This window comes from Sphingobacterium sp. UBA7249, from assembly GCF_002472835.1.
In the GTDB taxonomy this organism is placed as follows: Bacteria; Bacteroidota; Bacteroidia; order Sphingobacteriales; family Sphingobacteriaceae; genus Sphingobacterium; species Sphingobacterium prati.
On sequence record NZ_DKST01000030.1, the window covers coordinates 171,422 to 183,651 of the forward strand.

8 protein-coding genes are annotated in these 12,230 nt (G+C 40.0%); 3 read left to right on the top strand and 5 right to left on the bottom strand.

From position 1 onward, the window contains the following. Positions 1 to 55: 55 nt before the first annotated feature. Positions 56 to 277: a hypothetical protein gene (locus B4A24_RS22275; RefSeq protein ID WP_293947149.1), complete on the bottom strand. Its 222-nt coding sequence runs from the start codon at positions 275 to 277 to the stop codon at positions 56 to 58. Positions 278 to 616: 339 nt separating this feature from the next. Here B4A24_RS22275 and B4A24_RS22280 point away from each other — a divergent pair, with 339 nt between their 5' ends. Then, positions 617 to 3,727, top strand: a complete 3,111-nt coding sequence (locus B4A24_RS22280; RefSeq protein ID WP_293947150.1) for a SusC/RagA family TonB-linked outer membrane protein — start codon at positions 617 to 619, stop codon at positions 3,725 to 3,727. A 35-nt stretch (positions 3,728 to 3,762) separates the two neighbouring features. Next, positions 3,763 to 5,247 (top strand): RagB/SusD family nutrient uptake outer membrane protein, encoded by a 1,485-nt coding sequence (locus B4A24_RS22285; protein ID WP_293947151.1) that lies wholly within the window; start codon positions 3,763 to 3,765, stop codon positions 5,245 to 5,247. 219 nt (positions 5,248 to 5,466) lie between these two features. Here B4A24_RS22285 and B4A24_RS22290 read toward each other — a convergent pair whose 3' ends face one another. Together B4A24_RS22290 and B4A24_RS22295 are read right to left on the bottom strand one after the other, a co-directional pair. Then, a complete protein-coding gene (locus B4A24_RS22290) occupies positions 5,467 to 6,648 on the bottom strand; it encodes a PepSY-associated TM helix domain-containing protein (RefSeq protein ID WP_293947152.1) in 1,182 nt (393 codons plus the stop codon). Beyond that, positions 6,649 to 8,979 carry a TonB-dependent receptor gene (locus B4A24_RS22295; RefSeq protein WP_293947153.1) on the bottom strand — a complete coding sequence of 777 codons (2,331 nt, stop codon included), beginning with the start codon at positions 8,977 to 8,979 and terminating at the stop codon, positions 6,649 to 6,651. A gap of 301 nt (positions 8,980 to 9,280) precedes the next feature. On the opposite strand from B4A24_RS22295, the gene B4A24_RS22300 reads away from it, so the two are divergent. After that, positions 9,281 to 10,156: a glycerophosphodiester phosphodiesterase family protein gene (locus tag B4A24_RS22300; protein WP_293947154.1), complete on the top strand. Its 876-nt coding sequence runs from the start codon at positions 9,281 to 9,283 to the stop codon at positions 10,154 to 10,156. On the opposite strand, the gene B4A24_RS22305 is transcribed toward B4A24_RS22300, so the two are convergent. Together B4A24_RS22305 and B4A24_RS22310 are read right to left on the bottom strand one after the other, a co-directional pair. Next, the gene (locus B4A24_RS22305; RefSeq protein ID WP_293947155.1) at positions 10,153 to 10,578 is read right to left on the bottom strand and encodes a tetratricopeptide repeat protein; all 426 of its coding nucleotides are present in this window, start codon (positions 10,576 to 10,578) and stop codon (positions 10,153 to 10,155) included. The genes B4A24_RS22300 and B4A24_RS22305 overlap by 4 nt on opposite strands. 104 nt (positions 10,579 to 10,682) lie before the next feature. After that, a complete protein-coding gene (locus tag B4A24_RS22310) occupies positions 10,683 to 12,230 on the bottom strand; it encodes a SusD/RagB family nutrient-binding outer membrane lipoprotein (RefSeq protein WP_293947156.1) in 1,548 nt (515 codons plus the stop codon).

Sequence of the window (12,230 nt, forward strand, 5' to 3'; positions counted from 1 at the left end):
TTTTTGTGGCTACAAAAGTCCGAAATTTATTGCTAAAGTTCGCTGATTGAAAAATTTATTTTGGACTCTCGCGTAAAATATGTCGAGATTCAATGACAAACGGATCAGCAAAGCCCTTTCTTATCAGCTGGTTTGGTAATGATAGAAAATTTTCCTGTACTTTCGCGGCGTGAATTTTCGATTTAAAAATGCTGAACAGAAATACGGTACCAACCTCATTTTCTGTCTGCTTTTGTTGCTGTTGATAGGTGGGGGACTGCTCGGCATTATCCATCATAAATCCCTAAAATCCAAAGGCGATAGCCGTTATTATGAGCGAAGAACACTCTCCAAATTTCAGCGCTGACTCGATTAATAATAATTGTTAGCTTACTACTATCAGCGTATTGTTAGTATTATTTTTTAAAACACTGATTTTAAGCGCTTTAATTTTTATGTAAAAAGTATAGTAATTTAGTGTAGTTTATATTATATTTGCGCTCTAATAAAATCTATCAGTTTGATAGATTTTAAAGATAAACGCTAAGGTGAGCAGTTTTGCTTGAATAATTATATTAATATTTATTTTTTCTATATATACTATCATACTTAACTAATTTATTAAAACACCCTTTATATGCACTCAACATTCAAATACATTCCTATTGTCGCGGTAGCATTGTCTAGTGCCAATATGAATAAACTGTATGCACAGCAACGTTCCATCCAGGGGAAGGTTACTGATGTGACTACCGGGCAGGCACTAGCCGGCGTCAGTGTACGAATATCGGATCAGAATAAGGTGACACTAACTGATGCGAGAGGTGAGTTTACGATTAACGCGTCAGGCAAAGATGTTCCTCTTTTGGAATTTTCATTTATAGGTTATGAATCACAACAGCTGAGAGTCTCGGGAACGAATATTTCTTTGGCTTTGAAACCATCGAGCACAGACCTAGAGGAAGTAGTTGTGGTGGCTTATGGTACATCCAAAAGGTCCAATATCACTGGGTCGGTAAGCACGGTGAGTAGTAAAGCGATTGAGAACAGGCAGGTTTCTAATATTACCAAAGCGCTAGAGGGTCAGGTTCCGGGATTGCAATCCGTAGCATCTTCAGGGCAGCCGGGTACCGAGGCAACTATCCGGATTAGAGGGATTGGCTCTATCAATGCTTCTAGCGCACCTTTGATTGTGTTGGATGGCAACCCTTATGCCGGTGATATCAATTCCATTAATCCCAATGATATACAGTCGATCTCGGTATTGAAGGATGCGGCGTCTAGCGCACTTTACGGATCTAGGGGTGCGAACGGGGTGATTATTATTACGACCAAGTCAGGAGTGGCTTCTGATAATACAAAGATTAATCTAAATTTTACACAAGGTTATTCAACCCGGGCGGTTCGCGATTATGATCAAGTTTCCACGGATGAGTATTTCCAGCTCTATTGGGAGGCGTTAAGAAACAAAAACCTATCTAATGGCTTAACTGCGGCTCAATCAGCTGCAAACGCAAGTAAAACGTTATTGACCGATCTAAATGTAAATCCTTATGGCAATAAGTATCCACAGCCTGTCGGCGAAGATGGTAAGCTTGTTGCTGGAGCAAAAACACTTTGGGATGATCCCTGGACAGATGTGTTGCAACGTACAGGTGTACGTACACAGGCTGATCTTGGATTTAGTGGCGGAAGTGCGAAAAGTACATATTACATCTCGGGAGGATACTTGAATGACCAGGGCATAGCTATCGAATCGGGTTTTAAAAGATATAACTTAAGAGCGAATATTGATAGTAAGGTTAAGTCTTGGCTAAATGCGGGGATGAATATTGGGGGTAGTAGTACGCAACAGAAATACCCGCAATCGGAGGATAGCAATACCGCTAATATTATCAACTTTACGAGACTGGTTCCATCTTTTTATCCTTATTATGAACGAAATCCAGACGGCTCTTTTGTACTCGATGCCAATGGAAATAAAGTGTATGATTTTGGGGAGTATAGACCGAGTGGCGCAACGCCGCGAAATAATCTGGCAGCTTCTTTACCTCTGGATAAAAATAATATCCGGCGGGAGAATCTTTCTGCTCGTGCTTATTTGGAGGCATTGTTTACCAAAAATTTAAAATTGAAATCAACCTATAGTGTCGATTATACGAACGGAAATACACATGATTATACCAACCCAGTGTTGGGGGATGGTGTCAATACTGGGGGCTATGTGTATCGTTCGAATGTGCGTACTGTTGCCCAGACTTGGAACAATTTATTGACTTATGAAAAACAGTTTGGCTTGCATTACCTCAATGTATTGGCTGGGCAGGAATATTATGCTTTCAATAGTAGCAATATCAGTGGTAGCAGGGAGCGTTTTGTTATGCCCGATCTTTTTGAGCCTGTGGCTGCTTCACAATTGAATGATTTTACCGGATCCAGTGTTGATTATAGATTATTAAGTTTTTTGGGCAGGGTAGAATATAACTATGATAATAAGTATTATCTATCTGGATCTTTAAGAACAGATGGATCCTCTCGATTTGCCCCAGATACACGTTGGGGTACATTCTGGTCCTTAGGTGGTTCATGGAAATTAAAACAGGAAGACTTTTTGAAGGATAATACCACGATTAATCAGCTGACAGTGAGGGCGAGTTATGGTGGACAAGGAAATGATAACCTGGGAACGTATTATGCGTACAAAGGCCTATATACTATTGCCAATAGTTTGGGTAGAGGGGGGACCTATACAGGGAGATTGGCAACGCCGGATTTAAAGTGGGAATCGAATCTCAATCTTAATGTAGGTGTTGACCTGTCGGCCTTTGACAACCGGGTATCGTTTACTGTTGAGTATTTTAACCGACGGAGTAAAGACTTACTGTTCACGATGCCAATGGCATATTCAACAGGGTATACAGGTTATGATGCTAATATTGGAGCCTTAAAAAATACAGGTATCGATGTCGATATCCACACCATTCCTGTTCAGAATGATAATTTTAGATGGAATTTGGATCTTAATTTTTCACATTATAAAAATAAGATTACAGCATTACCAAATAACAATAGATCTATTCCCACAGGAAACAAGCTCTTGCGTGTGGGTGGAAGTATCTATGATTTCTATTTACCTGAATGGGCTGGTGTAAATCCAGAAAATGGCTTGCCGCAATGGTATACTGCTGACAAGGATGGCAATAAAACCGGTGAAAAGACTTCGGAATATGGAAAAGCAGGTAATTTTATTGTCGGTAGTTCACTTCCAGATCTTGTTGGAGGTGTTCAGAATAGCTTCAGCTACAAAAATTTTGATTTGTCTGCCTTGCTGAGTTTTAGTTTGGGAGGTCAGATATTGGATAATGACTATATTCAAATTATGCATAATGGAAGCAATGTCGGGCGCGCCTGGTCGAAAGAGATACTCGAGCGTTGGACACCCGAAAATACACAAACTGATGTACCTAAATTGACTACAGATAATTTGAATTGGACTTCCTCATCAACACGTTTTCTATATAGTGGTACTTATGCACGGCTTAAAACACTTAGTTTAGGTTATAGTCTGCCATCGGAACTAATTAAAAGAATAAATGTAGAAAAACTCCGCGTTTTTGCAACTGCTGAGAATTTATTTACATTTTACGGACATCAGGGAATGGATCCCGAGCAGACAGTTAATGGTGCAACTTATTTCCGTTATCCGGCAATGCGCACAATTTCTGGGGGTGTTCAGTTTGTTTTTTAATTACTGTTGTTAATCCAAGAATTTAAATGAAAATCATGAAATTAAGAATCGCATATATCATCCTGGCCTTGTCGCTGGTGAACACATCCTGTAAGGATATCTTAGAAACAGATCCAACGACGTCAGTGGCTGAAGAAGATGTGTTTAAAAACACAGAAAACGTGGCAACCGTCATCAATGGAACGTGGAAGTATTTAAATGATACCTATTTTACCTATGCGAATCCAGGCTATACTTCAATAATGCGTACAAGTGACGCAATGGGTAGCGATGTTGCCGTGACGACAAAATATGGTTATCGGGATGCTTATGCATTTACCGAGTTAACAAATAATCGTTCGAACCGCGTCAATTCCTTTTGGATCATGTTGTATAAGGTGATTGATAATATGAATAATGTCATTGCGAAAGTAGATAATGCAGCGGGATCAGTAGAAGCTAAGGGGATTTTAAAAGGAAGAGCACACGCATTGCGTGCATTTGCTTATCTGAATTTGGCGACCTATTATCAATTTAGTTACTTAAAGGACAAAACGGCTAAATCGGTGCCCATATACACGGAGCCGAGTACCCTTGAAACTCAGGGGAAACCCCAGGCGACACAAGAGGAAGTATATGAGCTTATCGTGAGTGACCTGAAGGAGAGTGAAAAGTTGTTGGCTTCGGCGGACTTAGGAGAGAAATTCGATATTAATATTAATGTCGTCAACGGTTTACTGGCTCGGACTTATCTACAGACAGGTGAATGGAGACTAGCTGCAGAATATGCGGGAAAAGCTGCTAAAAATTATGAGCTAATGAATGCTTCAGATTATCAGGCTGGATTCAACGATCTTGGAAATAAAGAATGGATTTGGGGACATAAACAAACTAATGAGCAAAGTGTGGCGAGTTATACTTTTCATTATCTGGACGTCTCATCAGCAGGCTCTTATTATTATAGTTTTATGGCTGACCCCTATTTTAAGGATTTGTTTGATAGTAATGATGTGCGGTATTCTTTATTTGAGTGGGATAATCTGCCTGGTAGAGAAGGTTTTCTGCGTTATAAAAAGTTTAAATTTAAACCTACTTTGATTGGTGATATCGTCTATATGCGCGCCTCGGAGATGGTATTGATTGAAGCTGAAGGCTATGCAAGAGCTGGAGAAAAAGATAGAGCAATATCGGCATTGAATAAATTGCGTACAGCAAGAAATGCGAAATTATTTACTGGAAATGATAGTGATCAATTAATTGCTGAAACTCTTATTGAGAGACGCAAGGAACTATGGGGTGAAGGATTTGCGTTATCTGATATTCTTCGTACGCAGGGTAAGGTAGCCCGGAAGTCCTATGTTGACGCAGAGGGAAAAGCTATCCAAGTAGAAATTATCGGAGCTGATGGCAAACCTAAGCTGGTGAATGGACAAGGGCATCGCGTTATTAAGTTTCCTGACGGATCGGCTTTTGTCAACAATAGCCCTTATTACTTATTTTCTATCCCGTACGAAGAAACTGTAAGAAATCCGAATCTATAGTAATAAATCTTTTGGTTTATTATTACTCCAAGAAAGCCTGTACGTTCAATACAGGCTTTCTTTTTTATTTATGGCAAATAACTCGATCTATAAAACTAAATTTTAGTCACATCATTTGTTTTTACAATGTAGGCGATTAACTCTCTACTTTTCCACATTATGTTGATAACTGTGTTAATAACTGTGTTAATAACTTGTTTAGAACGATAGGTCCAGTTATTAACAGTACTTCTTAACATTATGTTGATAACCCTTCTTTTTTTTCTTCTTTGGGCTTTTGTTCAGCCAGATAATATAACCCGTAATTGGTAAAGAAGCACAAAAAAGGCTTGCGATAAAGACAATAATCTTTGTTGTTAGGCCACCGATATTGCCGGTATGGATATCGTAGTTGAGTGATCCAAGCTTATCACCGAGTTTTAGGTTCTCACTGGATTTGATTTGTTTTACGCTAGCCGCTTTTGTGTCAAAATATAACCAGTTAAATACACCGCTTCGTTTTTCGTACCGTCTAACCTGAATATCTATTTCCTGAGCGGTATCTTTTTTCAGGCGAATGGACAGCATTTCGGCCTCTGGATAGTTGCTTAGACTAAACTGCAGTGCATTGTCTTGAAATTTATCATAGATTAACGGTAATGACCTTGATTTGGTGTTCTTTATAGAAACTGGATCTTGCTGAAAAAGATTAAATGTAGCGACATAAGTTTTCTTGAACGCTGGAAATGCAAAAGCTAGTCCGGTAATTGCAAAAGCCAGTGCGATGAAAAGGCTATAAAAGCCAATGACATTGTGCAGATCGTGATTTAGGCGTTTCCATTTAACCTTGGCGTCTACCCAAAAGCTCCTGCGGAGATTTTTACCCTTCCATTTTTTTGGCCACCACAATACGATCCCGCTCAATAAAATGACAATAAATAGTGCTGTAGACCAGCTTACTAAGGCATGACCATATTTTTTGCCCAATAACAAGTTGAGATGAAGCTGTAAAACGAGCTGAAAGAACTCTGTTTTCGTGTTTTCAACTTCCTGGACCTGACCGGTATACGGATTGATGAATATCCTTTTATAATACTGGAAGTAATTCCAGTGACCAAAAGCGTTCTCATTGGTTTTCATGGCGCGAAAGACCCAGGTTCTATTCTTGGCCGGATAGAGGTCCACCCGGCTGATTTTTTGACCATCTTCAAGACTGCCTTGCGCATTGGACAGTAAGGTGCTTAATGGGAGGGGGCTGGAAGAGGCATCCACAATGTCTATAAAATATTTTTCAGGATAAGCCCATAGTTTTAGCTCATCCTGAAAGGTATATATACATCCCGTTAGGCTCAAAATAAATACGACAATCCCGGTGATAATCCCGAGCCATTTATGTAACCAGAGTATGCCAGACTTTATCATTTAAAACTTGTAATTGATATTAAAGGACGCAAGCATTCCTTGACCTTTTACATACTCCTCATTTAATGCGCGGTACTGGCTCACGACTGGATAGTAGTTTTTATTGAACAGATTTTCGATGCCCAATCCCAATGACCACTGTTTATTGATCTGATAATTTCCATTTAAATTGAATAAATCGACAGATTTTACAGGTCCTTCGCTGTTTTTGTAGACACCTTTATCATTAGGCATAAATCGGTCACGGGATCCGGTATGCACCCAGAATATTTGGAAGGTCAATGGCTTAATCGGTGTATAATAAATATAGCCAGTCGCTTTGATCGGAGAAATGCGTGAACCATTGAGGTAAGATCTTGTGCCATCTTCTTTTTTTGATTTTCCCTCAACATAGGCGTATGTTCCACCTATAGTAAGTTCGGGGCTAATATTTGCACTTAGGGCTACCTCATATCCATAGACATCCTCAGGAAGCCGTTGTGGCATCAGGTACCCCCCGATATCTACAAGTTCTACACCCATTTTTGAGGTACTATAATAATAGGAAGCAGACAGTTGGAAAATACTGTAATTGCTGGAGAAGCCGACTTCATAGTTATTGGTAATGATAGGATCTGTTTTGAGGCTGTCCAGGTCGTTGTCTGTTGCCCTACGGACAATGCGTCCAAGTTCATTGATGGCAAAACCCTGTGAGAAACTTACGAAAGGATTAAATAATGAATATTTATTATAGCGCAGGCCCGCATTGAACGTTGCGCCCTTGTAAGGTATTTTCCCCCCTTTTACGGCAATACTGCCTTCATTATTAGGTCCTGTAGCAATGGTACTGAAATCCTTTATTTTGACCGTTGCATTTTCATAACGAACACCACCTTTGAAAATTAGATTTTCCAGAAAATCAATTTTTACCTGTGCATAAGGCGCCAGATTAAACATGTTCATATAGGGGATATAGACCCTTCCATCGGTGAGGTTCTGATCGGTGACATCGTTCAGAAGGTCGAGCCCATAGGTGATATCCGCGTTAGAGCCAAGTACCTGAAATGGTGTGTTGAGATTGATCCGTAATCCTTTTTTCTCTGAATTGATTTGCGTTTGGCCCGGACCATACCATGCCGAGGCTTTCTCAACATAGCGATTCATGGATCGGAATGTGTTGTAATAAGCGGATGCAACCAATGAAGTAGATCCAAAAAGGCCGTTTTTGGCATAGGTTAACATCGCATTGTGGTTGTAGGGAGTACCGGCTGGTTTACCCGGGTCTTCTCCTTTCACACCGATGGTCGGGGTTTGTCCATAGATGCCTGTTTTACTTATGTACCGGTTGTGCTGATTACTTCGGTAGAAATTATATACAGCGGCTAGGTTAGAACTGCTATCAATGGTGTAACCAAGTTTTAGAAATGCATTATATTGATAGGTATTTGAAAGGCCATCCGTCTGACCGAGTGGCGTTCCATCCCCATCACGTTGAAGGCCAACATAATCTGCAGATCCGCTGACGGTATAATCCCAATTGTTTTTTCTTCCATATAATGTTTGGGAGGCACGATAACCCAATGTCCCTGCACTATTGACGGGATTGAAAGTCGTCCGTAGGCTCGTAATTCCTTGGATGGGGGCAGAATCTTTCGCAGGTTTGCGGGTGATATAGTTAATAATCCCACCGGCTGAGCCATTTCCGTAGATGGAGGTAGCTCCTTTGATAACTTCGACACGCTCAATAACACTCGGATCGATGGTACGCAGATCTCGCTGTCCATTCATCAATGGCGTAGACTGTGGAATACCATCTACTAAGACGAGTACCGACCGCCCACGTAAGGTCTGGCCAGAATTGGTCGCTTTATTGGTTGAGGTACCCAGACCTGGTATTGTATTGCCGAGGATCGTCGAAAGATTGGTGCTGATCTGGCTTTGTGCTTCGATCTCTTTTGTTGTTAAAATGGATACCGACGAGGGGACTGTCGAGATACTTTCAGGCTTACGACCAGCAGTGACTATGATTTCGTCTAAAGTTTGGGTTGCATTTAATTGGAATAGGATAGGTCCTTTGACTGTATCTAAACGTACTGTTTTTTCAACAGACGAATAGCCTGTATAAGAAATGCGAAATTGAAGCGGGCTTTGTGCTGTTATTTTATTGAGTTGAAATTGTCCGTTCTGATTCGAATAGCCAATGTTTTTTCCGTTGAGTCGTATGTTGGCCTGAGCCAGGGGTTGATTATCTTTATTTTGTACGAGGAGAGATAACTTTTGTGCACGTAATTGTGTCCCAAGAAGGATAAGGGTTCCTGTAGCGAACATCGTATAGCGTGTTCTATTGTTCATGGTAGTTTATTTAGATCAAATATAAATTGACGCAAATATAGAATATTTATGTTTTTTTACCTTGAAAAAATGATATTTTTTTATTCAGTTATCAATGGTTAATATGCTTTTGGTGACATGTTTTTATGTTTTTTTTATTAGTTATGCGTGCTGTTTGAGAGGGAAGGTATAGTGTTAATTGCTTTGCTTCATTTTGAGGAAATATGCTGTTTACATTTTATTGATATTAGATCATTATTTTAGCGGTTCATATTTTTGAAATAACTCGTTATTTAACTGTTAATAATTATTTGTAGATAAAATGAAAAGGATATTTGTGTTTCTGTCACTATTTTTGGTCATCTCATCGCATGCTCCAGCATTTGCTCAGGAGAATCATTGGTTGAAATTTAATTCAGGAGAAGCAATGCGTACTTATTTTAAATATGCCAAAGGGAAGAAAATTATAAGCGGTCATCGGGGAACAATCGAAGATGGTCTTCCTGAAAATTCGATTGCGACTTTTGAGGCCGTGTTACGAAAAACTCCGGCAATTTTCGAAATAGATCCGCGCTATACGAAAGATAGTGTTGCGGTATTACTTCATGATGCAAATTTGGAACGGGTGACAAATGGGGCAGGAAAAGTATCAGATTATACTTGGGCTGAATTGCGTAAACTTCGCCTGAAAGATCATGCTGGAAATATTACCGATTATCCTATAAATACCCTAGATGAAGTTATTGAATGGGCAAAGGGTAAAACCATTTTAAATCTCGATAAGAAAGATCTACCGCTGTCCGCTACTGCAGCGATTATAAAAAAGCATAACGCGTATAATTGGGTGTGGGTGACCGTACATAATGTAGAGCAAGCGGCTTATTACTTGGCTCAAAATCCGGATCAGTATATGTCCATGCACATTAAGGATCAACCGGCATTGGAGAAATTTAAGGCGTCAGATTTGCCGTATGATCGGATGATTGTCTATATAGGTGCTGAGTTAAGGGAATCTAATCTCGAAATGTATCGCTTTTTTAACAAAAAAGGGGTGATGTGTATGATTTCTTCAGCTTCTACTTATGACAAGCTAACAAAGAAAGAAGAAAGAAGGGAAAAATACCGGGCGATATTCAGCCAGGGTGCGTCTGTTCTTGAATCCGATTTACCAATGGAGGCCGCTGGGGCAATAGATTAATCTAAGTCAACATTGTCGGCTAGAAAACTAAAATAGTTGGGAGACTCTTCTTCAAAAATTTCCTTTCCTTCCATCATGTATGCACGTAAAAGGTATTCTTGCGCAGATTCTGTATTTGCTGTTTCAAAGTAACACTGTCCTAACCGCAGCATGATAAAGGGATTCTCATAGGCATTTTCTATGATATTACTTTTGGCATTTTCAAAGTGAGAAAGTGCATTTTCGAAATCATCTTGCAGGAAATAAGCATCACCAATAGAGGCTTCTAGCCAAAGACTTTCAGCGTGGACATTTTGTGGGCTAGGGATTAAATTGAGCGCCTCAGCCCATACCCTAATTGCTTCGCGAAAGTTCTCTTCATCACAATAGGCATTACCCTCTTCACTCAGTTGGTCGATTTTATCTAATATTTGATCATCCATGGCATTCTTTCTTAATGGTCTTTTACGAAGTTAGGAAATAATTGGAAAAAAAAAACACCTGAAATCTTAAACTTCAGGTGTTCAAATGGGTGGAAAATACTTTTTTATTTATTCCACCATACTTTGGTGTTGATCACATCATCTCCTTGTTGTGCCAGGGCTGCTTGATAATTTGATCTATTTGTACTTTGTTCTTTCAATGGATACACCAAACGACTTGGTATGGCATCGCCAACTTCGGGATTAAAGGTATAGGTGACGGGTTTGCCATCGATAGTGCCACTCCAGGTAACATCTCCTTTTTTGATGAGAAATAGTGGATAGCCCGTTCTTTTGATTTCTGACCAAGCTTCTATGCTCTGATTGAAAAGTGCCAGATATTTTTGAGAAAGCACATGTTCTTTATTGGCAGCTGGTAGTTTGCTGATATAGCTGTTTAGATCTTCTTGTGATACCCCCCATTTTTCCAGCGAAGCGCGGGTTCCTTTCTCATAGTTAGTTTGATCCCAATTGTTATTTTCCGACAGAAGAAACGCTACTTCGGCATATTCTAAGAGTACTTCGCCATAATCTGCAGCATTAATAATATCGCTCGGGAGTGAGATTTTAGCTACAGGAAAGAGATTGCCGGCGGCTAAGGGAAGCCCATACGGCTGGCCGAAATAGGCATTTCCTGAGGATGTTGGTTTTGCGAATTTAGACAAGCGAGGGTCTACAGTTTTAAAGGGACCACGTGTGCCTTGTAGAGCTTCGATAAGCACATTTGAAATGGCGAAATCTTGCCGTTTGGCTGTCACAGTGGCTCGGAATAGTGGAGCCTCATTGGGTGGAGTTTTAGAATATTTAAATACGGCGTTGTCGCTGTTGGTGGTAAATATGCCTTTCTTTATCGCATCGGCAATATGGGTCGCTGCCAATGCGGAATCTTTGGCTTTCATGCGATTGGCCACACGCAAACGTAGTGAATTGGCGAATTTTGCCCAACTGGCATTGGATCCTTGGTAGATAATATCCGAAGATCCAAAAGTCCTGACAGTTGGATATTTAAGAAGTGTATCTGCCGCTTGTTGCAGTTCGTTTAGAATATCTTTATAGATTTTCTCCTGACTTGCATATTTAGGTGTTAAGTTGTCTGGGTCCTGTTGCAGGGCTTCAAAATCAGCATCTTTATTGCCATAGGACTCATAGGGAATATTACCAAAAACATCGGTTAATGACTGAAAAGCATAAGATTTAAGAATTCTCACTATAGCAATCTGATTCGCGTTGGTGCCAGCCGTTCCAGCTGCTGCGATCGCTTTGGTGCTTTCATTGGTATTGAGTTTGATAATATCATTTAAGTTATTCAATGCTTTGTAAGTTGCCGTCCAGTAGTTGTCGGAATAACTCGTTGGTATTTGATAACGTGATTGATCAGTGTAAATATTTTGGGCAAAATATTGTGAAAATAATTGTGCTCCACGTAAGCTGACCTCTTCGCTTCGTAAGGCATTAACCAATTGCTTTTCGGCAGTTACCAAGATTGTTGGAGTTGTGACGGTGGCGGGACGATTGGGATCGGTATTAATATCAGCAAACTTGGACTTGGAGCATGAAGATGCAACAAAGGAAATACCGATTACTGTTGTATATAGTATATTTAATATTTTCAT